Below are 23513 nucleotides of genomic sequence, written 5' to 3'. Positions count from 1 at the left end.
TGGAGCGTTTAGAAAAACAGTCGCTTGAGGGCCAAACCCGGGTCCTCTTCGCGCATAAACGCTTCACCCACCAAGAAGCCGTTGACCTCGTGATCACGCATCAGCTCCACATCGTCACGGGTATGAATGCCGGATTCGGTAATCACGGTGACGCCTTCAGGGATACGCGGCAGCAAATCCAGCGTGGTATTCAGGCTGGTATCAAACGTATGCAAATTGCGATTGTTGATGCCTACCAGCTTCAGATCCAGCGCCAGAGCGCGCTCTAGCTCATCCGCATCATGAACTTCCACCAGCACATCCATCCCCAATGCGTTGGCCTGCTGGTGCAGGTCGCGTAGCTGGGCGTCATTGAGGGCCGCCACAATCAGCAGAATGCAATCCGCGCCAATGGCGCGCGCTTCAGTGACCTGATAGCCGTGGGTAATAAAGTCTTTGCGAATCACCGGCAGGTCGCAGGCATCGCGAGCGGCAATCAGGTAATCTTCATGACCCTGGAAGAAGTCGGCATCGGTAAGCACGGAAAGGCACGCCGCGCCGCCCTCGGCATAGCTTTTGGCAATCTCCGCCGGGTGAAACATTTCCCGCATCACGCCTTTAGAGGGCGAGGCTTTTTTCACCTCAGCAATCACTGCCGCGTCGCCTGCCGCAATACGCTGATTGAGTGCGTTAATAAAGCCACGAGGCGCACTTTGCTTCTCCGCCAGCGCTAACAGATCCGCCTCGGAGACTGCCTGCTGGCGCTCAGCGACTTCTTGCTCTTTACGGGCCAAAATGCGCGTTAAAATAGTCGGCGTTGCCTGGTCACTCATTAGAAGTTTTACCCTTTAAAGACGCTAGTGAAGTGCGAAAGCTCTCTGAGCTTCTCAAGCGGTAGTTTGGAAGCCTGGGCGTCCTGGGCCACCATCACGCCCTCTTTCAGGCTATCGGCCACGCCCGCGCAGTAGAGCGCGGCCCCGGCGTTGAGTGCCACCATATCCGCTGCGGCTCCTTCACCGCTTAGCGCGGCTTTCACCAAACGCAGGCTATCTTCCGCGCTGGCGGCTTTTAGCGTCGCCAAGCTTTGGCGCTCAATGCCCAGAGATTCCGGGGTAATGGTGTACTGGGTAATCTCGCCCTCTTTTAGTTCCGCCACCAGGGTGGGCGCCGCGAGAGAGATTTCATCCAAGCCATCTTCAGAGTGCACCACCATGACATGGCGGCTGCCCAGCGTGCGCAATACTTCGGCCATCAGCGGCACCAGCTCAGCGGAATACACGCCCAGTACTTGATTGGGCGCACTGGCGGGGTTGGTTAACGGGCCAAGAATATTAAACAGCGTACGCACACCCATTTCTCGGCGTGGCCCAATGGCATAGCGCATGGCGGGGTGGTGGTTAGGTGCGAACATAAAGCCAACGCCTACCTGCTCAATGCAGCGCGCCACTTGCTCAGGTTTTAAGTCGAGATAGATGCCGGCAATATCGAATAAGTCAGCGCTGCCCGAAGAGGAAGACACGCTGCGGTTGCCGTGTTTGGCAACATGGGCGCCTGCGGCAGCGGCTACAAAGCTGGACGCAGTAGACACATTAAATAGGTTCGCACCATCGCCACCGGTGCCGACAATATCCACCACGTTGTCGGTGTGTAGTTCGACGCGCTTCATCAGCTCGCGCATCACCTGGGCGGCAGCGCTGATCTCTTCAGCGCTTTCCCCTTTCATGGCCAGCCCCACCAGCAGGCTGCCAATTTGCGCGTCAGAGGCTTCGCCGGTCATGATCTGACGCATCAGCGCGTGCATCGCATCGAAAGAGAGGTCTTCGCGGCGCATCACCGCGTTAATTGCATCTCGCATTTGCATGAACAGGAAAGCCCCTAAAGCGTATAAATTTGGCGATCAGCCGCGTTGTAAAAAATTGGCCAATAACGCATGGCCCTGGCGCGTAAGTATCGACTCAGGATGAAACTGCACGCCTTCTATATCGAAGGTTCGGTGCCTAAATCCCATGATGAGCCCAGGCGTCACATCATCATCCACCGTCCAGGCGGTCACTTCCAGGCAGTCGGGCAAACCGGCTTTATCCACAACTAGCGAGTGATAGCGCGTCACTTCCAGCGGGTTTTCCAAGCCGCTAAACACTCCCTGGCCCCGGTGCACCACTGCCGACGTTTTGCCATGCATCACTTGGGGTGCCCGCACTACTTTACCACCATATACCTGACCGATCGCCTGGTGCCCCAGGCACACGCCTAAAATCGGCAGTCTGCCCGCAAAGTGTCTAATCGCCGCCAGCGAAATGCCAGCTTCATTGGGTGTGCAGGGGCCTGGTGAAATCACGAGATGCGTCGGTGCGATGGCTTCTATTTGCTCAACGGTCAGCTCATCGTTTCGATAGGTCACTACCTCGGCACCCAGCTCACTCAGGTACTGAACAATATTGAAGGTAAAACTATCATAATTATCGATCATTATTACAATAGGCTTTATAACCAATTGTTTACCTTCAATATCGTGCATATTTTTTCTCAATGTTACCCAACTTGATATCCAAGTTCGCTGTCGGTTGAGCGTTAACTGCTCGGCTAAGGATTGTAACGCCCTGCCCACGTATCCGCCATGCGATAAGCTAGGCAGACAAGCACAGGTCTGTCGCTCTGCTTATAAAACAGGCAGCGATCCGTAGCGGATGTTATGGCGAGGGAGCGGTAAAAAGCATCGCACACAAATTGTGCGATGCTTTTAATCAACTTAGGCGGGAGACTTCACTTGCTTAGGGCTATGGGCGGCATGCAGACGGGCGATCAACTGATCTTCTAGCGCAAAGCGTTCGGTAAGGCCTTTAGCCAAACGATCAATCCAGGCAGGCAAACGCACTAGGTTCTGTTGGCAACGCACTGGCGAGGCAAAGTCTTCGTCAAATTCCAGCACCATAGCGGTAGACATTTCCAACCGCTCAAGCAGCTGCGAAGCAATGAGCAAAGCGCTCTCATCGTTAAAAGCTTTGGCTTCTTCCGCAAGCTGAGGATAAATTTCAAAATGTCCGGCGCTGATATAGTCCATCAACAGCTCACTAAACGTATCAACCCGCGCTTTGCTCACTGTTTCTAATTCAGCATCACAGGCTTCTTTCAATTCGATAAAACTTACCAAAAGAGAGCGACGTTGATCAAGCCAACGGTCTATCAAACTGTGCACGCCCCCCCAGCGCTCCAGGGCATTTTTGCAATCTTCGAGCATGGGGCTTTCTCCTTGCAGGTAACCGCCTTTGTTAAGGCTAGACTCGCCTTTCCATCTAGCGCTGTCAATCCCGGCGGGTACGGTTTCCATGATACTAAAGGCCAACTACTTGGCTAACCGTGCTTGAACGTAGGATTAATGCTTGATGGCCAGCCACAAAATACGCAGGGGAATAATCGCCAGCATTAAAAAACCCACCAGCGTCCACGCCGGTAGCGATAAGCCTAACAGCATAAAGTCGATTTCAGCGCACTCGCCTGACCCCGTAAGCACCATCGCCACGACTTCCTGCATGGGAAGAATATCCATCATGTAGTCAAGCCCAGGGCCGCAGGTTGGCACTTCATCAGCGGGCAAGCTTTGTAGCCACACGTGACGGCCGGCAATAAAGGCACCGGTGCCGACAGCGGCTAACCCCAGCACGCCATAAACACTTTTACCGATACCGCCTCGCGGGTTGTGCCATGCAGCCAGAGCTAATATCAGCCCTGCCGCTATGACCGCAACTCGTTGAAAAATACATAGCGGACAGGGAGCAAGCCCAGCAATATGTTCAAGCGACAGCGCAACCGCCATCATCATGACGCAAAACGCAACGCCCGCTAGCGCAACAGGGCGCACCGTAGTGAAGCTCATTGGCCATCCTCAGACGAAATAGTCGACAGCGCACGGGACTCACGTGCTTTTGCAAAGTAGCTTTCTAGAAACGCGCTAAAGCTCACTTGGTCAGCAGCTTCAATATCCTGCTGTTGCTGGTGCGAAGTATCAATAAGCTGCGCCAATAGCGCTTCACGTGAGCGCAGCATCGGCGTGGCTTTCAGCTTATCGGCCTGCTCTTTCGCAAGGCCTAATAGCATATCGCTGAGCGACCCGTTACCCTCTTGTAGACGGGCGAGCACCTGCGCTGAGGGCGTAAGCGACGGATCACTTAAGCGAGGCGCTAACTCAGCAAGCGCAGCCGCATGGGGGGTAGTTTCCTCTACCGCATCCAACAGGCGGGCAACTTCCGCTAATTCTGCAAAGATCTGCTCGCCCCAGGCTTCTACCGTAGTGCTTTCACCATCATTTATTAACATCAGCGCCGGATCGCGGCCGCGCTCTACCACTAAGCGGCGGTTGTCATCTAGGCGGTCGCACTCTTCGTCGGAGATCCAAGGGCTATCGCTCAGTAGACACCACATCAAAAAGGTGTCGACAAAGCGCATCTGGGTTTCGGTAACGCCCAGCGGATCGAAGGGGTTTAAGTCCAGACAGCGTACTTCAATGTACTCAACCCCACGTGCTTCAAGCGCTTGGCTAGGCGTTTCGTTGTGTTTCGCCACCCGCTTGGGGCGAATATCGCTGTAGTACTCGTTTTCAATTTGTAGAATATTGGCGTTTAGCTGCTGCCACTCATCGCCGGTTTTTACGCCCAGCTTTTCATAATCGGGCCAGGGGGTAGAAATCGCATGACGCAAGGTGTTGACATAGTTGGACAGCGAGTTAAAGCAGATTTTTAGCTGCGACTGTACCTTGTTTTGATAACCAAGATCCGACATCCGCAGGGTCGTCGCATACGGCGCAAAGTAGGTATCGTCGCTGAGTTCTTGTAGCTTTTCGGGCACCCTTCCGTCGGGTAAGAAACTCTTATCAATGGCTGGTGAAGCGCCAAAGAGATAGAGCAACAGCCAGCTATGGCGGCGGAAGTGGCGGATCATTCCGAAGTAGCGGGTTGAGCGGTAGTCGTTAAAGGGAATGTTGGTGGCTTTTTCCATTTCCCGCAGGGCATGCCACATATCATCCGGCAGCGACACGTTATAGTGCACGCCCGCGATGGCCTGCATAATACGTCCGTAGCGCACGTCCAGCCCTTTACGGTAGACATGCTTCATGGTGCCTACGTTGGAACTGCCGTAATCGGCAATCGGCACGCTGTCGTTACCCGAAAGCCGTGAAGGCATACTGCCCGGCCATATCCACTCATTATCTAAATGATGGTAGGTAAAGGTGTGCAGATCGGATAAAAACGCCAGGGCTTCCCGTGGCTCTGAGTAAACCGGCGTGATGTACTCAAGCAGTGCTTCTGAGTAATCGGTCGTAATATGCGGGTGGGTTAATTTAGAACCTAACGCATGGGGATGCGGCGTTTGGGCAATATGACCATTGGCATCAACCCGCAGCCCTTCTTTTTCCAGTCCGCGACGCAGGCGGCCTAACCGTCCTAGCCGAGCACTCGGCAATAAGCGCTCAATCTGGGCAGTTAACGAGGATGGCACAGTGAGTGGTTCAGGCAAGGTGAACACTCCTTGTCAGTAAGGCCTGCCAAACGCAGGCCTTGGTGAAATCAGCTGGCATCGCCATGGTCGTTTTTCATGTCTTCGTGTGAGAACAGAAAGCAGAATATGGCGGCAACCGTTAAATATTCAAGACACGCGACTATTTGCCCCGCTTTGCGTTAAGCAGCGCTGCACCTAATGCCCCCATGGCAGCGGGAGCTTCGCTCTGTTGGCTGCCCTGGCGCTGACCGCCTTGGCGCTGGCTGCGAGCAGGTTTGCGCGGTGCTTGCGAGTCGCGGCTAGCCGGTGAATCGGGCTGCTCTGGCTCATCGTCTAAACGCATGGAAAGACCTACCCGCTTACGCGGGATATCAACGCTCATCACTTTGACGCTGACAATATCGCCTGCCTTCACGACGCTGCGCGGGTCATCAATAAAGCGATCAGAGAGTGCAGAAATGTGCACCAGCCCATCTTGGTGAACGCCCACATCCACGAAGGCGCCGAAGTGCGTCACGTTGGTAACGGTGCCTTCTAGCACCATCCCCAATTTTAAATCTTTCAGGGTCTCCACACCTTCACGGAACTCGGCGGCTTTAAACTCGGGGCGTGGATCTCGGCCTGGCTTATCCAGCTCTTTGAGAATATCGCTCACGGTTGGCACACCAAAACGCTCGTCGGCAAAATCAGCGGGCTTAAGCGCTTTTAAGGTAGCGCTGTCACCAATCAGGCCTTTTACATCTCGGCGGTTCTGCTTGGCAATACGCTCAACAAGGGTGTAAGCCTCTGGGTGAACGGCGCTGGCATCCAGCGGATTTTCGGCATTGCTGATGCGTAAAAAGCCAGCGCACTGCTCGAAGGTTTTCGGGCCAAGGCGGCTCACTTCAAGCAACTCTTTGCGGCTTTTGAAGGCCCCTTTAACATTGCGCTGCGCCACAATATTTTCAGCAATCGCGGCACTAAGCCCCGCTACCCGGGAAAGCAGCGCGCTGGACGCGGTATTCAGGTCAACCCCTACCGCGTTGACGCAATCTTCAATAACGACTTCCAGGCTGCGAGATAGCTGCACCTGGGAAACATCGTGCTGATACTGGCCAACACCGATAGATTTAGGTTCGATTTTCACCAGCTCAGCGAGAGGATCTTGCAGGCGCCGAGCAATAGAGACGGCGCCGCGCACGGTCACGTCTAAATCTGGCAGCTCGCGAGAGGCATACTCTGATGCCGAGTAGACTGACGCACCCGCTTCAGAGACCATTACCTTGCTCAAGCGCTGCGCGGGCGTTAACGCCTTTACAAGCTCTCCTGCCAGCTTATCGGTTTCACGGCTAGCGGTGCCGTTGCCGACCGCAATCAGCTCCACGCCGTGCTGTTTCACCAGTTTGGCAAGCGCATTCAGCGATTCATCCCAGCGGTTTTGCGGTGCATGGGGGTAAATCGTTGCTTGATCAACAAACTGCCCCGTCGCATCAACGACCGCTACCTTGCAGCCGGTTCTTAAGCCTGGGTCAATGGCAAGCGTCACTTTCTGGCCTGCCGGTGCGGCCAGTAATAAATCTTTTAAGTTAGCTGCAAATACGTCGATTGCCGTTAGCTCAGCTTGCTCACGCAGACGGCCCAGCAGCTCGGTTTCGAGTGCCGTGTAAAGTTTTACGCGCCACGTCCAACGCACTACTTCGCCTAACCACTTATCCGCAGGGCGACCTTCATCGCTAATGCCCACCTGCTTGGCAATCGCTACTTGGGCAGGATGAACAGGCGCGTCACCCTCACCCGGCAGGCGAATTGCTAGGCTTAAGACACCTTCGTTGCGACCACGGAACATAGCCAGCGCACGATGCGAGGGCACTTTGGCGAGCTTTTCATCATGCTCAAAATAATCCGAAAACTTAGCGCCTTCCTGCTCTTTGCCCTCTAGCAGGCGGGCACTCAGCTCGCCCTCTTGCCAGAGGCGTTCGCGCAGTTGGCCGATCAGCTCGGGGTCTTCTGCAAAGCGCTCCATCAGGATCTGCTTGGCACCATCAAGCGCGGCCTTGGCATCCTCAATAGCAGGAATATCACCTTCAGCTTCACGCAGGTACTGGGCGGCTTCGTTTTCGGGATCAAGCGACGGGTTGTTTAGCAGCGCATCGGCCAATGGCTCAAGGCCGGCTTCGCGAGCGATTTGCGCTTTCGTGCGACGCTTTTTCTTAAAGGGTAAGTATAAGTCTTCAAGGCGCTGCTTGGTCTCAGCTGCGTCAATGCTGGCCTTCAGCGGGCCATCCAACTTGCCCTGCTCATCAATGGCCGCGATGACGGCTGCACGGCGCTCTTCAAGCTCACGCAGGTAGCGAAGGCGCTCATCCATTTGGCGGAGCTGGATGTCGTCCAGTGCGCCGGTCACCTCTTTACGGTAGCGGGCTATAAAAGGCACGGTGGCGCCGCCATCCAGAAGTTCTACCGTGGCAGCGACCTGTTCGTGACGTACGCTTAGCTCAGAGGCTAGACGGGAAATAATACGCTGATTGACATCCATAAATCGCAACTAACTCATGCAGCATTTTTAAGTGACCACAAGGTATCACAAACGCACCAATGCTGGCATGAATTGGCCTTTCGTGACGCTACCTTAAAGCAGGTATTGCGCTTTTAGGCGGGTACAAATCGAAGCGCAACCCCGTTATTACACCAGCGTAGCCCGGTGGGTTCTGGGCCATCATTAAACACGTGCCCCTGATGTCCTTCGCAGCGGGCACAGTGATATTCGGTCCGAGGCCAGATCATTTTGAAATCTAACTTAGACAGCAAATGCCCTTCGATATGCGTATAAAAGCTCGGCCAGCCCGTGCCGGAGTCGTACTTCATCGCGCTGGTGAAAAGCGGCAAATCGCACCCAGCGCAGCGATACTCACCCTCTCTGACTTCGTTATCCAAGGGGCTAGAAAAAGGTGGCTCGGTTCCCTCTTGGCGCAGCACATAATAAGCGTCGCTTGAAAGCCTCTCTCGCCACGCCTCTTCGCTTAACACAAGCTTTTCGATATCGGGGGCAGCTTCCAAGCTCAAACGCGGAAAACCAAACGATACGCCAGGTAATGAACCGACTATTCCCGTCAGGCCAGCTAACCCTAAAAATTGACGCCGCTTCATTCGCCCACCTCTCGTCTCAGACGTAAAACAGTAGCCCATAAAAAAAGGGGCAGTGCCTGTGCACTGCCCCTTTACGACCGTTTCGTTATTCAAACGTTCGACAAATCCAATATGAATGCAAACCTTAGGTTAGCTGCGGGCCTGCTTTCAAAATCGCATCGTTAACGCCTTCAAACTTCTTGAAGTTGTCGACGAACTTGGTTGCCAAATCACGCAGGTGGCGGTCGTACGCGTCGCGGTCGGCCCACGTTTCACGGGGGTCAAGCAGGCTAGAATCTACGCCCGGCACGGCTACCGGAACCTGCAGGTTCAATCCTTCGATGTGCTTGGTGTCTACATCGCGCAGAATGCCCGACTGGATGGCGCTGATAATGGCGCGAGTCGTCGGAATCGAGAAGCGTGAGCCACCCTCGCCGTAGGCACCACCGGTCCAACCGGTGTTAACCAGATACACCTGGGCGTCTTTTTTCTCCACGCGCTTGATCAAAAGATCGGCGTACTCACGCGCCGGACGCGGGAAGAACGGCGCGCCAAAGCAGGTAGAGAACGTGGCTGCCAAGCCTTCAGAGGAGCCCATTTCCGTGGAGCCCACCTTAGCCGTATAGCCAGACAGGAAGTGGTAAGCGGCCGCTTCTTTAGAAAGGATCGAGACCGGCGGCAGCACACCCGACATATCGCAGGTCAGGAAGACAATCGCGTTAGGCTCGCCCGCTAAATTTTCGGGCACACGCTTTTCAACGTGCTCTAACGGGTAGGCGGCGCGCGAGTTCTGGGTCAGGCTGTCGTCGGCGTAAGCTGGCTCGCGGCGATCGTTTAGCACCACGTTTTCCAGCACGGTACCGAACTTGATAGCGTTCCAGATAACCGGCTCATTTTTCTCGGAAAGGTCGATACACTTGGCATAGCAACCGCCTTCCATGTTGAAGACGATATCATCGCCCCACGCGTGCTCGTCGTCGCCAATCAGGAAGCGCGCTTGGTCGGCAGACAGTGTGGTTTTACCCGTACCGGAAAGACCGAAGAACAGGCAGGTTTCACCGTCTTCACCAACGTTAGCCGAGCAGTGCATAGGCAGCACGTCAGCCGCAGGTAGCAGGAAGTTCTGTACCGAGAACATCGCTTTTTTCATTTCACCGGCATAACGCATACCGGCAATCAACACTTTGCGCTCAGCAAAGTTGATGATGACGCAGCCATCGGAATTCGTTCCGTCGCGGCTAGGGTCGCACTCAAAGCCCGCTGCGTTAAGGATGGTCCACTCCTCTTTGGCGGCTTGATTGTAGGCTTGGGGGCGTACAAACATGGTGCGACCAAACAGGTTTTGCCATGCGGTTTCTGTCGAAACGCGCACCGGCAGATAGTGCGTGGCATCGCTGCCCACGTGCAGTTCAGCAACAAAGTGCTCGCGACTGCCCAGGTAATCTTCAACACGTGCCCACAGCGCAGAGAATTTGGTGGCGTCGAACGGGCGGTTAACGCTCCCCCAGTCAATACTCTCGCGGGTGGAGGGCTCATCGACGATAAAGCGATCTTTCGGTGAACGCCCAGTGCGTAAGCCAGTGTTAACCACCAGGGCACCGTTAGCCGACAGGCGGCCTTCACCACGGGCCACGGCGCGCTCGATCAGTTCGGCGCTGCTGAGATTGACGTGGGCTTGGGGAGCGGCTTGAGTCGTGGTCATGTCGATTCCTGGGCCTTAAGGCCGTTTCTCTCGTTTACCGGGCGTCACCGACGCCTTAAATGGTCAGCCCAGCCATAATAAAAGGGGCTGGGCGCGCTTAAGTCCGGCGCATTATGGCAAAAAGAAAGCCCCCGGGAAACGGGGGCTTTACGCAAATATCTTGTAGTTAAACTACTACATTTGCACCATATTTTGTGTTGCGCCGCAATATTTATTCAAACAATCGTTTAGCAGGCTTGCTATACCCATTGCTGTGCCTAGCACGGCTGTTAAACACCTTTTCTGCATTTACACCCCATGGCGACTACATAACTAGTGAATGACGGGGGGTGGTGCACCTGGGTCTTCTAACAAAATTTCAATATCGGCGGCTGTGTAGTGATATTTCGTGTGACAAAAGTGGCACTGGGTATCAATGGCACCCTGCTCGTGCAGAATATCCCGCAACTCTTCTTGGCCAAGGGTGTATAACGCATGGCTCATACGCTCCCGCGAACAGGTGCAGCCAAAACGTAATGCCTTAGGCTCAAACACACGCACGGTCTCTTCATGGTAAAGCCGATACAGTACCTCGCGCTGTTCAAGGCCAAGCAGTTCTTCAGGCTTAATGGTATCGGCCAGCACTACGCTGCGCTCCCAAGCGTCCACGTCCTGGTTCTGCGAGGCATCCGGCAAACGCTGAAGCAACAACCCGCCCGCTCGCTTGCCATCGGCGACGAGCCATAGGCGTGTAGGCAACTGCTCCGATTGACCAAAATAGGCTTCTAAACAGCCACCTAAGGTGTCGTGATCTAACGCGACAATGCCTTGATAGCGATGCCCTTCCCGCGGATCAAGGGTAATTACAATTTGCCCCTCACCCACCAGTTCGCGGAAGCTTGCATACTCACTCGGCAGCGCCGCATCTTCAGCAATACGGGCAATGGCACGCAGCTCACCGCCTGGGTTTGACTCTGCCATTAACAGTGCCAGCGCCCCCTGGCCGCGCACTTCGATACTGAGCGTACCGTCTAGCTTTACGGTATCGGTTAACAGCGCAACGGCCGCCAGTAATTCACCCAGCAACGCGTTGACGGCAGGCGGGTAGGCATGACGATCGAGCACTTCTTGGTAGGCACTGGCGAGCGTGACGATTTCACCGCGCACGTTGGTTTGATCGAACAGAAAACGCTGGATTTGATCAGACATAAAAACCCGTATAAAGATGTGAAAAAGTGACAGAGCGCCTGAGGAAATCAGCGTATACGCTGAACATCTCAGTCACTGCGTTGACGTTGAAAACGCTGAATATCACGCCGCTGCTTTTTATCAGGACGTTTAAGAGGATGCTGCATGGCTTCGTTCGTAAGGCGGCGTGCTTCCGCTTCTTTAGCACGACGCTGGGTACTCTCTGGCGTTTCGGCATATAGCTGACGCGCTTCAGGTGCCCCACGGCGCTGGTCGGATAATGAGATCACTTCGACTTCATAAGTATCCCACCCTTGAGGCACCTCTATTAACGCGCCTAGCTCTACTGTTTTGCTGGTTTTCACCCGCGCGCCATCATAATGCACTTTACCGCCTTCGATCGCTTTTTTGGCGAGTGCACGGGTTTTGAAAAACCGAGCGGCCCACAGCCACTTATCCAAACGAACGCTATCGCTCATTCACGCTCTCCTTAATTTTCTGAGCGCTGCCCTGGCAAGTTGCTTGGCAGCAGTTGAGCAAACCGATCCAAAGCGATAAATTCCTGCAGCTCTTTTTCTGGACGCCGGCTATCCGGTTGCTTGATACCCAATAAATGCTTAATGCCAAACTCACGCGCACTGGCCAGCACGTTAGCATTATCATCAATAAACAGCGTGCGCGCAGGGTCAAAGGGTTCGCGCTCTTGCAGGGCAAACCAAAACGCCTGCTCTTCTTTGGCGGCACCGACATCTTCTGAAGAGATGATGGCATCTAGGTAACTTTCCAACCCTGTGAGCGGAAGCTTTAACGCCAAGCTGGCACGGTCAGCATTGGTTGCTAGCACGACGCGGGGGTGGGCTTGCTTCAGCCACTTAAGAAAGTCTAGCGCGTCGCTGCGCAGGCCTATCAGGTGCTGCACTTCCTGTTTTAAGGCGACAATATCTACCCCCAGCTCACGACTCCAGTACGCTAGGCTGTACCAATTCAGCGTACCCTGCTCACCAATGATGCGCGCGCGCAACTCTTCTTGGCTGGCGACATCAAGCTGATGAAGCTCTACATAACGCCGGGGCAAATGCTCTAGCCAGAAATGGCTGTCGAAGTGCAGATCCAGCAGCGTTCCGTCCATATCAAGTAGGACAGTATCAATCCCGCGCCAATCAATCATTGCCGCTCCAGTCTTAAAGAGTAAGCGTGCTATTGTAGCGTAACCCGTTTTTTGCAGCCACGGAGACACGATGTCTATCAACGATCAATCGTCAGGCGATACCTTAACCGGCTACCCGCGCAAGCCACAGATACTCGCTCGCCAGAGCGTCGCAAAAAGCCGTTTGTTTGAAATTGAGTCCCTCGACTTACGCTTCTCAAACGGCGAAGAGCGCCAGTTTGAACGCTTAACCGGTGCTGACCGTGGCGCCGTTATGATTATTGCCATGCCGGACCCAGAGCACGTGCTGCTCATCCGTGAATACGCCGCAGGCTTTGAAGACTATGTACTGACGTTACCCAAGGGATTAGTGGATCCCGGCGAAGATATCATCACCGCCGCCAATCGCGAGCTAATGGAAGAGTGCGGATTCGGTGCCCACTGCATTGAACCGCTGGTTGAGCTTTCATTAGCGCCTAACTACATGCGCCACCGCATGCAGGTACTGCTCGCCACCGACCTTTACCCTAAGCGGCTACCCGGGGATGAACCCGAGCCGCTAATTGTGGAAACTCATGCGATTGAAGAGCTGCCATCGCTACTGCTCCGTGAGGATTTCCACGAGGCCCGTGCCATCGCCGCGCTTTATATTGCTAGAGACAAACTACGCGAAGAGAAGCGCGATACTGGAATGGATTTGCTGTGAAAAAGCGTCTGAGGGGCAGAAGCAATTTAATGCCCCCAAACAACAAAGTCAGGATTTAGCTTTTCAGCAGGGTTAGCATAACTTAGCGGCTCGCCCTGCAGGTTTTCTACCCGCCCGCCCGCCTGCAAGACAATGGCATGCGCAGCCGCCGTATCCCATAAACAGGTGGGTCCGAGGCGCGGGTAAACATCGGCACGACCTTCTGCAATAACACCAAATTTGAGCGAACTCCCCATAGGCTGAAGCTTATGGCGCCCTAAGGTAGCCAGCCACGCGGTTACATCAGGGCTTGCGTGCGACCGGCTGGCCATCACCCTCCACTCGCTATCGGCATTTGGCTTACCGGCGACATGTATTGCCCGGCGCTGACCATTCTCTATCTTGAACGCACCGACCCCTTCAGCGGCTAGGTATGCAACCCCCAGCGCAGGGGCGGTCACCACGCCCAGTACCGGCTTGCCGTTCTGGATTAGGGCAATATTCACCGTAAACTCATCATTTCGCTTGATAAATTCTTTGGTACCGTCCAGCGGGTCTACCAACCAGTAGCGGCCTGCGCTGTCGATGCCAGCAAATCCATCCACATCCTCTTCGGAAAGAACGGGCAGCTGCTGTGGAAGTGCTTGCAAACCACGCATGATGACGCGGTGGGCCGCCTGATCAGCTTCGGTGAGCGGGCTGTTGTCGTCTTTTAGCTCGACCCTAAACTCACGCCCATACACCGCCATAATCGCTTCACCGGCTTTGTAGGCAATGGCTAATACGCGCTCCAGCAGGTCTTGCATACGCGCTCCCCTATTCTTTTACATTGAAAAAGCCGCTTTCGCGTTCACTCAAGCGGCTTGAAGAGCAACTGTTTTGGGCAGCCTGCAATTAAATATCGTAACCCGCTTCGCGAGCAAGGGTGGTATTGGCGTTCAACCACCCTTCAATATGCCCACAGTCAAACGTGCGGCCATGCATGCGGAAAGCTTGTACGGTTTTGCCTTCCTGCATTAAGCGGTCAATGGCATCGGTCAGCTGGATTTCATTGCCTGCCCCCGGCGGCTGGTCGCGCAAAAGCTCCATAATGCGATATGGCAACACATAACGGCCAATAACGGAAAGCCGTGAAGGCGCATCCTCAGGTGCTGGTTTTTCAACCACACCGCGCATCGTGGCGCTTTCACCTGCGTTAGGCTCGTCACAGTCAACAATACCGTAGCGGTAAACGTCTGCCTGGGGCACGGCTTCTACCATGATTTGAGAGGCATCATGCGCACTCCAGCGCTCTACCATCTTCCCTAAGTCACAGACGGTGCTGCCTACCTGGGGCTTTACCAACACGTCAGGCAGGATAACGGCAAACGGTTCATCTTTATCCAGCAAATGAGCGGCACAAAAAATCGCGTGGCCCAAGCCTTTCGCATTGGGCTGGCGTACGCTGGTTACCTTTAGCTGTTTGGGCGAAATGGCAGACAGGGTTTCAAGCAGCGCGTTCTTACCTTTACTTGCCAACGAGTGCTCAAGCTCAAAATGGGCATCAAAATGGTCTTCAATCGCCGACTTTCCCGCTCGGGTCACCAAAATAATCTCATTAATACCCGCCGCCAGGGCTTCTTCTACCACGTGCTGAATCAGCGGACGGTCAACCACAGGCACCATCTCTTTAGGAATCGCCTTGCTGATTGGCAGCAGGCGTGTGCCGAAACCGGCTACCGGAATAATCGCCTTGCGCACTTGAGTCATCATTAACATCCTTTTAAGCGTTTATTACCAACACTTCAAATCAGAAAATTAAGCCACGCCCTACAACATGCAATTCGTATGCCGAGCATCGTTCACAAGCACCTCGGTAGAGCACTTTGTGAATAAAATATCTCGTTAATAAAGCACCTTGTTAATAACGTCACCACGGGCGAAAGCTAGGCTTCAAGCAGGATCACGGCTCACGCGCCACTCAACACCTTGGAAAGCAGTGCGTTAGCATTTGCAATCAGTTCATCTAGGTGCTCCGGACCCTTGAAGCTTTCTGCATACACTTTGTAAAGCGATTCCGTTCCGCTGGGGCGTGCCGCAAACCAACCGTTTTGGGTCGTTACTTTTAGCCCCCCTATTGCAGCGCCATTACCTGGTGCATTCACAAGCACGGCAGTAATGGGGTCACCTGCCAAGACGGTATCGGTTACGCTTTGCGCACTTAACTGCTTGAAGGCGGCTTTTTCCTCAACCGTACAGGCAGTATCCACTCGCTTGTAGTAAGGCTCGCCAAAACGCTCGGTTAGCGTGCGGTAATACTCACTAGGGGTTTTGCCGGTCACCGCGCGTATCTCGGCGGCCAGTAAGCACAGCGCAATCCCATCTTTATCGGTCGACCATGCCTTGCCATCACGGGTAAGTAGGCTAGCGCCTGCGCTCTCTTCCCCTCCAAAGGCAAGCCAGCCCTCGTGAAGGCCTTCGACAAACCATTTAAACCCAACCGGCACTTCGTATAACGCTCGCCCATGTGAGGCAACTACCCGATCAATGAGTGAAGACGATACCAGCGTCTTACCGATTTTAAGCGTCTCTTTCCACTCGGGCCGATGGCTAAGCAAATAATCAACGCACACGGCTAAAAAGTGATTAGGGTTCATCAGGCCGTTGCTGTCTACAATACCATGACGATCAGCATCCGGGTCATTGCCAAACGCGATATCAAAACGGTCTTTAATGTTTAGCAGGTTCGCCATGGCGGATGCACTAGAGCAATCCATACGAATCTTGCCGTCGTGGTCTGGCGGCATAAAACTAAAGCTTTCATCAACGGTAGTATTGACCACCTCAAGGTTCAGCCCGTAATGCTTGGCGACCGCTTGCCATACTGGCAGTGCGGTTCCGCCCATAGGATCTGCCCCTAGCGTAAGGTGGGCGTTTTGAATGGCAGTTATATCCACCACCCGGCCCAGCTGCGCCACATAGTGGGCCGTGTAGTCATACTCTTGGGCATGGTTGAGGGCGTCTGGTACCGAAGCCAAGGCGATATCGCCTAACTCTCCTAGCAGATACGCATTGGCACGCTGCTCAATCCATTGCGTCGCGTCCGTATCGGCAGGCCCGCCGTGGGCGGGGTTGTACTTTATTCCACCATCTTCTGGAGGGTTATGGGACGGGGTAATAATCAGACCATCGGCTTTTCCCGCCCCATCAATAGCCTGATGTTGATGGCTGTTGTGCTGCAAAATAGCGCGGCTGATCAGCGGTGTGGCCGTATAGCCCTGGGACTTTTCCACAAATACCGGCACTTTATTTACTGCCAAAACACGCAGGGCCATCTCCCAAGCAGGACGAGAGAGCGCATGGGTATCAAAACCTAAAAACAGCGGCCCTTGGTAGCCTTGCACTTTACGATAATCCACCACCGCTTGAGTAATCGCCGTAATATGCGCTGCGTTAAAGGTGCGCTCCGACGCACGCCCCCGATGCCCCGAGGTGCCAAAGGCAACACGCTCCTTCGCCACGCTGGCATTTGGGCTTTGTTCATAAAACGCCTGAGTGATGGCATCCATCCCCACATCTCCTTTCAACTCTATGGGCAGCCTATTGTGCTGTTATGAACAGTTTACTGACATAGACACAGCAGATGCGAGCAGGAATAGCGGATATCAACAGCATGCCCAATCATACGCCAAAAAAAAACCGGCCCCTAAAGGAGCCGGTTCTATACTGTTTTGCAGGGGTTACACCCGTAAGCGTGGTTAAACCAAGCTTAGAAGTGGTAACGCGCGCCTGTCAGCCAGTATACGTTGTCGGTCAGATCACCAAGGCTGGTGTCACGATCAACGTTCGGCGCGTCACCGTCAGCTACTTCTACGAAAACGTCGAAGTTGCTAGAAACTTTGTAGTACGAACCAGCAGCCCATGCGTTGCTGGTGGTGTCATCATCGCGATCAATGTTGTAATAATCAACGTTGAATGCCCAAGGACCGGTAGCGTAAGAAGCGCCGATACCGAAGGTGTCAAAACCACCACCACGTACGTCGTTGTCTTCGCGGCCTTCATAGCCTAGACGCGCAGTGAACTGATCAGTAATATCGTAAGAACCGATCAGGCCATACAGCATTTCATCGTTGCCGCCGCCTTCAACAACGTCATCAACGAAGCCCAAACCGACAGTCACAGGGCCTTGTGCGTAGCGTACGCCACCTTGTGCTGCAACTTCGTTAGCTTCATCGTCAGTATAACGGACGTCAGTAATCAGATCGCCGTTAGCATCAAACTGCGGGTTTTCGAAGGCGCCGCGCTCGCTGTAGTGTTTCAGCTGCAAATACGCAGTGAAGCCACTTAGGTCAGGCGTGTAATAACCGATAGAGTCGCCGCGCGACTGCTTCGGGTGACCAGCAAACTTCAGGCCTTGATCGATGTAAACGTCGAACGGCAGAGATACGAACTGGTTGTAGAAGCTGTCGAAGTTACCACCTTGGATGGTACCAAATTGAGCGCTTTCCAAACCGATATAGCTCTGGCGGATTTGGCTAAAACCAGAGTCAGTATTAGCTTCATCACCATCGAAACGCCACTCAAGACGACCAAAAGCAGTCAAATCGCGAGTGACTTCATGGCTCATGCGCAGGCCAAGGCGAGAGTAAACATCTACAAACTCAGCGCCGTTATCGATTTCACGATCTTGGCCATCGAACTCAGGACCGCCACCGCGGATACCCATGGCAATGCGGCCATAGATATCAAGCTTGGTGCCGTCCTGATCATATACTGTGGCTGCTTGAACGCTAGAGGTTGCGCCCATTGCTGCAATTGCACTTACGATAGCAGTCGCTAAAAGTGTCTTTTTCATGATGTAGGTTCCTTAACTAGCTTACTGTTTCGATCGTTATTGCCAACTTGTAGGTAAGTTAGCAGTTGGCTTGCGGGCCATGCTCTTGTTGCATCCTCCGGTTTTTCCCGGTGGTATGTGGCATGTCCTCGACTAAGCCTTGTTATATTCCAATGCTCGCAGGTCAAACTCTATACCGGGTTTCCAGGGAACGCAATAGAAAAAAACAGTGTTTTTTTACGATTTGCATATTTTTAGGGAACCCTAGCAGGCTGACTAGGTCTCAGTGCCCTTCAAATTTTTGCTGAAGCCCTTTTAGCTTTTCTTCCAAGCTAAGTGGCTTAGCTTGATAGCTTTTTTCTAACCGATTGGTTTCAGGCTGTGCAGGGTATTTGCTTTTATAGTCCGCTTTAACGGCGGGCTGAGTAGCGCGGCGGCTGGTGCCCGCCTTTTTAGGGGGGGTGTGAGCATGTCCGCGATTGGCTGCATTAGCTGCGCCTTTCTGAGGCGGCTCGCTTTTCTTTGCAGCAACGGATGAATCAGACGATGGCTGCTCTTTTCGCCGTTGGCTGGCGTGTAGCGACGCTTCTTTATCCACCTTGCCTGCGGGGTTGCCATCTAAATCGAACCGCTCTGCGCCTTCACGCATCGATTTTACATAGCGTGGCAAGTTGACGTAGTTTGCGAGCGCTCGCCGAATCAACTTACCCGACCAAGGCTCCCGCTGAGCAAGATCGTGATGAATACCAATCTTGAGTGGCTTAGTGTGCCCCTTGAAAAAGGCGTTGGGGTAGCGCTGGTACCACTGATTTAACAGCGCTTGGGGTGAAGGAGCCTCTGTTTCTTTTGCTATTTCACGCTCTTCGCCTTCATTCACATCAGCCCCAGCCTCTACGTTCACATTTTGCTGGGAGACACCATCCGGCACTGCTGAAGAGGTTTCCGGGACAGGAGCAACATCATTTTGATGTTGGCCAGCCAGCTGCTGCTTGAGCCAAGTATTCTCTTCACGCAGGGCTTTTAGCTCGGATTCCGTGCGTTCAAGGTGCGCTTCTAGTGTTTCGATTAAATGCAGTACGCTGGCGGCCATGCTCCCCTCCTTTGATCCAATCAGTCGTTGACGCGCTCGTATACGACAAAATCATAGTGGGGCTGCCCTTCCGCTGGACTTCCTGCAACCCGCTGCACTTCGCGCCACTCATCCAGAGAAAACGCTGGGAAGGCCGCATCGCCCTCTACCTCGATATCCACTTCGGTGATATATAGGCGTTGCGCATAAGGAAGTGCTTGGCGATAGATCTCACCGCCCCCCATCACCATAATCTCTTCCGCCGCTTCAATGGTTGCCTGCTGGTCGGCTAGCTCAAGCGCCGCGGGTAAATCATGGCATACCCGCGTGCCGGCGGCCTGGAAGGTTTTGTCGCGGGTTACCACAATATTAAGCCGGTTAGGTAGCGGCTTGCCAATAGACGCATACGTTTTACGCCCCATGACCAGCGGCTTGGCTTGGGTCATCCGCTTGAAGAATTTTAAATCTTCAGGCAAGTACCAGGGTAGTTTGCCTTCCACACCTATGATGCGGTTTTTCGCCATGGCGACAATCATGGCAACAGGCACTAAGGGATCAAACGTGCGCTCTTGCGAATTCATACGGCCACCTGGGCTTTAATATGAGGATGTGATTCATATTCCGATATCTGTATGTCATCGAACGTGAAGTCGAACAAGCGGGTAACCTGCTGATTAAGCGTGAGCTTAGGCGCCGCCAATGGTGTACGTGTTAACTGCTCTTTGGCTTGCTCTAAATGATTGCTATATAAGTGGGCATCGCCAAGCGTATGAATAAACTCGCCGGGCTTTAAGCCTGTTACGTGGGCGACCATGCTAAGGAGCAGTGCGTAGCTTGCAATATTAAAGGGCACGCCTAGGAAAATATCCGCGCTGCGCTGATAAAGCTGACAGGAAAGGCGCCCGTTAGCCACGTAGAACTGAAAGAGACAGTGGCATGGCGGCAGCTTCATTTCATCGACTTGGGCAGGATTCCAGGCAGAAACAATCAAACGCCGTGACTGCGGGTTGTTACGAATTTGCTCGAGGACATTGGCAATTTGATCAACGCTGCCGCCCTTAGGACTTGGCCAACTGCGCCACTGGTAACCGTAAACAGGGCCTAAGTCGCCGTTCTCATCCGCCCACTCGTCCCATATTCGCACACCGTTTTCTTGAAGATACCCAATATTGGTATCGCCTTTTAAAAACCACAGCAGCTCATGAATAATAGAGCGTAGGTGCAGCTTTTTGGTAGTTAATAGCGGAAAACCGCGGGAGAGGTCAAAGCGCATTTGATGGCCAAAAATTGAGCGCGTACCGGTACCCGTCCGATCGTTACGATCAACGCCCTGCTCCAATACAGTGCGCATTAAGTCAAGATACGGCTGTTCAAGCGCTTCTTTCAGCGTGGGCGTTGTTGCAGTCACAGAATTTCCAAATTATCAGGCAATGAGAGTCTATATTCTAAACCACCTGCTGCCAGAGCGTCACAGGCAGCGTCTCGCCGGTAAGAATTTAATTACTTAAGAAGCCTTGGCGTCGATAGGCTTATGGCGCGACCACGTCATTAAAAACAGGCCAAACACAATCATGGGTATCGTTAGCAACATTCCCATGGTGAACCAGCCGAAAGCGAGATAGCCAATATGCGCATCGGGCATGCGTACAAACTCTACCATGAAGCGGAAGACGCCATAGCCCAGCAGGAACAGGCCTGACATGAAACCCCGCGCCCGAGGCGTAGCCGACACCCACCAAAGAATCGCGAACAGTACTACGCCTTCTAATAGCGCCTCATACAGAGCTGAGGGATGGCGTGGCTCGGGGCCCATGCCTGGAAAAGGCATTCCCCAGGGCAGCGACGTTACCCGTCCCGGCAACTCATGGTTGATGAAATTGCCAATTCGCCCGGCGCCTAACCCAATCGGCACCAACGGCGCGATGAAGTCGGTGAGGGTAAAAAACGCTAGCTGCTTGCGATGTGCAAACAGCCAAGCGGCAAGAAGCACCCCCAACAGGCCGCCATGAAAGCTCATACCGCCATCCCAAACGCGGAACACCCACAGGGGGTCAGCCGCCCACTGCTCCAAACCATAAAATAGCGCGTAGCCTAACCGTCCTCCTATCACCACCCCGATGGCACAGTAGAAGAGCAGATCGCCAATGTCGTCTTTGGTCAGTCCTATGCGTGGTGCGCGCTTACAGCCTAACCACCATGCCGCGACAAACCCCACCACGTACATTAGACCATACCAATGCACTTGCAGCGGACCGAGTGAAATTGCAACCGGGTCAATCGTTGGGTAGTTGATCATCAAGACTCTCTAAACGGAAAGAAATAAAACGGCTTACACATATGTCAGGAAGCGGTCATGCCAAGATAAAACGAAGCCCCACCACGCCAAGAAGCGCCGCGAAGGAGAAGCGAAGAATCTGGGCAGGCAGCACATGGGCTAGCTTTACCCCTACTCTGGCAAAAGGCACGCTGGTCAGCACGATCCCTAAAAATGCTGGCCACATCACAAAACCCGTAGCCCATGGGGGTAGTAAGGGGTGACCCCAGCCAACGACTATGAACGTAATCGCGCCGACCATGGCGATAGGCAACCCACAGGCGGCTGACGTTCCGACGGCCTGGGTCATAGATGCCCCACAGCGCGATAACCAGGGAACAGTCATCGCTCCACCACCAATACCAAATAGCGCTGAAATAGTACCCACAACGCCTCCAGCGACAGTCATTGCAGCCTTGCCAGGCAATCCTACCCCCGGCTTAGGGTTAAGGCCCAGCACCATTTTGGCCGCAAGCAGCAGCACAAAAACACCAAATAGCGTACCTAAAACGGTGCCAGACAGATTATCAGCAATGAAAACGCCGCCAATGGCTCCCAGCATTAGCCCTGGCAATAACGCCATAAACCAGGGGCGGTGCACGCTACCCTTGCGAAAATGCCCCAGCGCTGAAGAAGCACCGGTCACCACAATGGTCGCCAGCGACGTGCCTACCGCTAAATGCATGGTGATCTCTGGCGCAATGTTTTGCAGGTTAAACGCAAAGACCAGCGCAGGTACAATAATCAGACCGCCACCAACGCCGAATAGCCCCGCCATTGTGCCCGCTACTGCGCCTAATGCTAAATAACCCGCGATAATAGCCACTACTGTCATTAGGTAGGTGTCTCATGGTTTGTACTAGGCACCCATTTGGTAATCATGCCTACGAGTGTGTCGGGCTGATAAGGTTTTGCAAGCACATCATCTAACCCAGCAGCCTCGCAGGTATCGCGCCTGGCGTTATCCACATTTGCAGTTAACGCGATAAGCACGCTGCGTGGGTTGTCGTGTTTACGCTCGTAATTTCGCCAGCGCTGTGCCGTTTCAAATCCATCCAAAGTTGGCATAAAAATATCCATAAACACCAGATCATAAAACGTCGCTTGTTGTCTCTCTAGAGCCTGTTCACCGCTGCTGACACCCTCTACGTAAAGCCCTTGGGCCTCTAGCATTTGCCGCGCCAGCATTAAATTGACAGGGCCATCGTCCACGACAAGCACCTTTAGCTGACGCGTCGCGCCGGGGGCTATCACCTCGTCACTATCTACAGCACCCGCATTTTCCTGCGCAAAATTAGCCAGGAGAGCACGAATATCGGCTAGCCGGTCTTGCACGTGGCTAATATCTTGATGGCACTCTTTGCAACGCTCTTTCTGAATTAACTCCCCAAGATAGGCAAATAAACTATCCGCTTCACGCTGTAAAAGCGTTAGGTAGCCCGATTTTAAGCGTGACTCTTCACGAGCGCGGTCTCGACCCGCCATAAGGTGCTTAAGCTGTTTTTGCTGATGATGCAGATCCTCTAGCAGCGCTTGGTCCTGCTTGGGCTGCTCAGGCAGCGGCGCTATAAATGGCGCTTTCTGGCGGATATTCAGCCACTCGTCAAGCGCCTCATTCACTTGCACCAACCGCTGGAGGGGCAAAAGCGACTCTGCGCCTGCTGATGCGACGCGCTGTTCATCAGCAGGCTCTTTCGCAACCGCATGGCTCAGTTTTTTTGCGTTTCGTTCAAGGACCTTTAATTCATGCCTAAATAGCCCATCTAACCGCTTAGCACGGTGTTTAATAAGCATAAGAAAGGCAGCCACATTCATGCAGCTACCTAATAAAAGGGCGAGAGTGAGCCAAAGCGTTGTACTCCAGGAGGTTTGGTTTGGCGACATTCCCCAGATAACGAATCCAACCAACACACACAGCGTGACCAGCGCCATTTGAACAAGCAGCAAAGGCCAGAGAATCGGCCATATAACGGCGTTCCAGAAGTGCTCTCGCTGATTGGGTTGCATGGTTTCAGTCCTGGGTTGCAGTCAAGCATTGG

Annotated in this window: 23 protein-coding genes; 1 reads left to right on the top strand and 22 read right to left on the bottom strand. The window is 53.7% G+C overall.

The genetic code is table 11. From position 1 onward, the window contains the following. Window positions 1-8 precede the first annotated feature (8 nt). The 12 genes from trpC to yrfG form a co-directional block, all read right to left on the bottom strand. Window positions 9-812 (bottom strand): indole-3-glycerol phosphate synthase TrpC, encoded by an 804-nt coding sequence (gene trpC / locus LG301_RS05175; RefSeq protein WP_404474015.1) that lies wholly within the window; start codon window positions 810-812, stop codon window positions 9-11. 8 nt (window positions 813-820) lie between these two features. Further along, on the bottom strand, window positions 821-1840 hold the full coding sequence (trpD, locus tag LG301_RS05170; RefSeq protein ID WP_404474013.1) for an anthranilate phosphoribosyltransferase: 1020 nt from the start codon (window positions 1838-1840) through the stop codon (window positions 821-823). Between the two features lie 36 nt (window positions 1841-1876). Beyond that, the gene (locus LG301_RS05165) at window positions 1877-2449 is read right to left on the bottom strand and encodes an anthranilate synthase component II (protein WP_404474011.1); all 573 of its coding nucleotides are present in this window, start codon (window positions 2447-2449) and stop codon (window positions 1877-1879) included. 279 nt (window positions 2450-2728) lie between these two features. Beyond that, entirely contained in the window at window positions 2729-3217 is a 489-nt protein-coding gene (gene rsd, locus LG301_RS05160; RefSeq protein WP_404474010.1) for a sigma D regulator, read from the bottom strand. A 135-nt stretch (window positions 3218-3352) separates the two neighbouring features. Then, window positions 3353-3853 carry a disulfide bond formation protein B gene (locus LG301_RS05155; RefSeq protein WP_404474009.1) on the bottom strand — a complete coding sequence of 167 codons (501 nt, stop codon included), beginning with the start codon at window positions 3851-3853 and terminating at the stop codon, window positions 3353-3355. Further along, entirely contained in the window at window positions 3850-5490 is a 1641-nt protein-coding gene (gshA, locus tag LG301_RS05150; protein WP_404474007.1) for a glutamate--cysteine ligase, read from the bottom strand. The genes LG301_RS05155 and gshA overlap by 4 nt, the downstream gene beginning before the upstream one ends. Before the next feature lie 142 nt (window positions 5491-5632). After that, the gene (locus LG301_RS05145; RefSeq protein WP_404474005.1) at window positions 5633-7987 is read right to left on the bottom strand and encodes a Tex family protein; all 2355 of its coding nucleotides are present in this window, start codon (window positions 7985-7987) and stop codon (window positions 5633-5635) included. A 113-nt stretch (window positions 7988-8100) separates the two neighbouring features. Then, window positions 8101-8598 (bottom strand): peptide-methionine (R)-S-oxide reductase MsrB, encoded by a 498-nt coding sequence (gene msrB, locus LG301_RS05140; protein WP_404474003.1) that lies wholly within the window; start codon window positions 8596-8598, stop codon window positions 8101-8103. A gap of 124 nt (window positions 8599-8722) precedes the next feature. Then, complete coding sequence (locus LG301_RS05135; RefSeq protein ID WP_404474001.1) at window positions 8723-10279, bottom strand: phosphoenolpyruvate carboxykinase; 1557 nt, start codon at window positions 10277-10279, stop codon at window positions 8723-8725. A gap of 312 nt (window positions 10280-10591) precedes the next feature. After that, complete coding sequence (gene hslO, locus LG301_RS05130; RefSeq protein WP_404474000.1) at window positions 10592-11467, bottom strand: Hsp33 family molecular chaperone HslO; 876 nt, start codon at window positions 11465-11467, stop codon at window positions 10592-10594. A 68-nt stretch (window positions 11468-11535) separates the two neighbouring features. Beyond that, window positions 11536-11925: a ribosome-associated heat shock protein Hsp15 gene (hslR, locus tag LG301_RS05125; protein ID WP_404473998.1), complete on the bottom strand. Its 390-nt coding sequence runs from the start codon at window positions 11923-11925 to the stop codon at window positions 11536-11538. A gap of 11 nt (window positions 11926-11936) precedes the next feature. Further along, complete coding sequence (gene yrfG / locus LG301_RS05120) at window positions 11937-12614, bottom strand: GMP/IMP nucleotidase (RefSeq protein WP_404473996.1); 678 nt, start codon at window positions 12612-12614, stop codon at window positions 11937-11939. A gap of 70 nt (window positions 12615-12684) precedes the next feature. On the opposite strand from yrfG, the gene nudE reads away from it, so the two are divergent. Then, window positions 12685-13299 (top strand): ADP compounds hydrolase NudE, encoded by a 615-nt coding sequence (gene nudE / locus LG301_RS05115; protein ID WP_404473994.1) that lies wholly within the window; start codon window positions 12685-12687, stop codon window positions 13297-13299. 26 nt (window positions 13300-13325) lie between these two features. Here the strand turns inward: nudE and cysQ are convergent, their stop codons facing one another. The 10 genes from cysQ to LG301_RS05065 form a co-directional block, all read right to left on the bottom strand. Next, the gene (gene cysQ / locus LG301_RS05110) at window positions 13326-14084 is read right to left on the bottom strand and encodes a 3'(2'),5'-bisphosphate nucleotidase CysQ (RefSeq protein WP_404473992.1); all 759 of its coding nucleotides are present in this window, start codon (window positions 14082-14084) and stop codon (window positions 13326-13328) included. Between the two features lie 88 nt (window positions 14085-14172). Beyond that, window positions 14173-15027 carry a UTP--glucose-1-phosphate uridylyltransferase gene (locus LG301_RS05105; RefSeq protein ID WP_404475179.1) on the bottom strand — a complete coding sequence of 285 codons (855 nt, stop codon included), beginning with the start codon at window positions 15025-15027 and terminating at the stop codon, window positions 14173-14175. A 200-nt stretch (window positions 15028-15227) separates the two neighbouring features. Beyond that, entirely contained in the window at window positions 15228-16826 is a 1599-nt protein-coding gene (gene pgm / locus LG301_RS05100; RefSeq protein ID WP_404473990.1) for a phosphoglucomutase (alpha-D-glucose-1,6-bisphosphate-dependent), read from the bottom strand. A 200-nt stretch (window positions 16827-17026) separates the two neighbouring features. Next, complete coding sequence (locus LG301_RS05095; protein WP_404473988.1) at window positions 17027-18112, bottom strand: porin; 1086 nt, start codon at window positions 18110-18112, stop codon at window positions 17027-17029. Window positions 18113-18374: 262 nt separating this feature from the next. Then, window positions 18375-19181, bottom strand: coding sequence for a ProQ/FINO family protein (locus tag LG301_RS05090; RefSeq protein ID WP_404473986.1), 807 nt, complete (start codon window positions 19179-19181; stop codon window positions 18375-18377). A gap of 20 nt (window positions 19182-19201) precedes the next feature. Continuing rightward, the gene (locus tag LG301_RS05085; protein WP_404473985.1) at window positions 19202-19741 is read right to left on the bottom strand and encodes a dihydrofolate reductase; all 540 of its coding nucleotides are present in this window, start codon (window positions 19739-19741) and stop codon (window positions 19202-19204) included. Next, entirely contained in the window at window positions 19738-20568 is an 831-nt protein-coding gene (locus tag LG301_RS05080; RefSeq protein ID WP_404473983.1) for a thymidylate synthase, read from the bottom strand. Before LG301_RS05080 ends, LG301_RS05085 begins: the two co-directional genes overlap by 4 nt. Before the next feature lie 96 nt (window positions 20569-20664). After that, a complete protein-coding gene (lgt, locus tag LG301_RS05075; protein WP_404473981.1) occupies window positions 20665-21456 on the bottom strand; it encodes a prolipoprotein diacylglyceryl transferase in 792 nt (263 codons plus the stop codon). Between the two features lie 55 nt (window positions 21457-21511). Next, window positions 21512-22309 (bottom strand): sulfite exporter TauE/SafE family protein, encoded by a 798-nt coding sequence (locus tag LG301_RS05070; RefSeq protein WP_404473979.1) that lies wholly within the window; start codon window positions 22307-22309, stop codon window positions 21512-21514. Beyond that, window positions 22309-23481 carry a response regulator gene (locus LG301_RS05065; protein ID WP_404473977.1) on the bottom strand — a complete coding sequence of 391 codons (1173 nt, stop codon included), beginning with the start codon at window positions 23479-23481 and terminating at the stop codon, window positions 22309-22311. The genes LG301_RS05070 and LG301_RS05065 overlap by 1 nt, the downstream gene beginning before the upstream one ends. Window positions 23482-23513 lie beyond the last annotated feature (32 nt).

This window comes from Vreelandella venusta (assembly GCF_044809155.1).
GTDB lineage: Bacteria > Pseudomonadota > Gammaproteobacteria > Pseudomonadales > Halomonadaceae > Vreelandella > Vreelandella venusta_B.
This window is presented reverse-complemented; position numbering and strand designations above follow the sequence as displayed.